2 pseudogenes are annotated in these 1329 nt (G+C 60.9%); both read left to right on the forward strand.

The features are described from left to right. Nucleotides 1–336: 336 nt before the first annotated feature. Nucleotides 337–447: pseudogene (locus HV796_RS46385) on the forward strand (ESPR-type extended signal peptide-containing protein); the annotation flags it as partial. Between the two features lie 288 nt (nt 448–735). Next, nucleotides 736–1329 (forward strand): annotated as a pseudogene (locus HV796_RS45280) (adhesin); the annotation flags it as partial.

The raw sequence follows: 1329 nt of genomic DNA on the forward strand, positions 1-1329 counted from the left end.
GCCTCGTCCAACGGCTTCTTTGCCATGGCGCGTATCTCCATTCAATCCGTTAGAGATATAACGCGCCAGCATCGAATCGGTTGTCATGTTTTATGGGAAACTCAATAATTGCGGCGACATGCCCACTTGCCTCAAAACGGAGTGACGGCGCAGCGAAGAAGCCTGCAACACGATTATTTTACCACCTTTATTATAGTCTTTATATTTATAATAATAATTAGCATATCTTACCATATATTAAATACAAACTATAAATTGGATTGAATGCGAATTGCAGCTCGTCGCCGGGCGGATTTTTAATAGTGTCATAGGCAACACGGACAAAGGACAGCAACCATGAACAGGAATCTTTATCGGCTGGTGTGGAACCGTCGGTTGGGGGCCGTAGCTCCTGCACCTGAGACCGCGACGGGGGTACAGGGTGGGCGCGGATCGGGAGGCGTCGACGGAAGCGTTCGAGCACCGGAAGTCTCGCGCAGACGGGGTGCGGCAACAGGCGGGATTGCACCCCGGTGTGTGGTGATGGCGCTTTCGGCGGCTGGGCTGCTGGGCGTGACATCGCCCGCCGCAGCCTGTGGTTTCGCCTGGGGCGGCGATGAAGGAACACAGACCTCTGGCAACGCAACATCAAACTGCGGGGCGACCACACCATACACAGTGACGAGCGGGGCGCAAGCACCGGCCGACGCGTACATTGGTAGCAGCAGTGTCAGTTACGGTACCGCCAACCTGAACGTGGCAGTTGGCGAACGCACCGTCGCAGGTACGCAGGGTTCGACAACGGATGGCTGGAATCAGGCATTCGGCTCGTATTCACTGGCGTCCACCGGAGTGAATGGCACCGGAGGCGCTCAGGCGCTTGGCGTATTCGCCACCGCGAGCGCGAATAACGCGATGGCACTTGGCACTAGCGCGACGGCATCGGTGGCCAACTCGATCGCCCTGGGTGCCAATTCGCTGGCGACGACAGCCGCGGTGCCGGTGACCGGCGGCACGATCGCGGGCACGGCGTACACGTACGCGGGCAGCGCAAGCGGCGTGGTGAGCTTGGGTACGGCCGGGAACGAACGGCAAGTCACCAACGTGGCGCCGGGCCAGGTGCTGGGCACGAGCACGGACGCGGTCAACGGCTCGCAGCTGTATGCGACCAATACGGCGGTCGGCTCACTGTCTACCACCGTCGCCTCGCTGCCGTCGGGCACATCGCCCTACTTCAGTGTGAATGACGGCGGGACCGCGCTGCAGGCGGCCAACGCGGTGAGCACGGGGGCGATCGCCATCGGCCCCGGCGCGACGGCCGGCGGTGCGAATGCCGTCGCACTGGGCAAC

It is taken from the genome of Paraburkholderia humisilvae, from assembly GCF_902859855.1.
GTDB lineage: Bacteria > Pseudomonadota > Gammaproteobacteria > Burkholderiales > Burkholderiaceae > Paraburkholderia > Paraburkholderia humisilvae.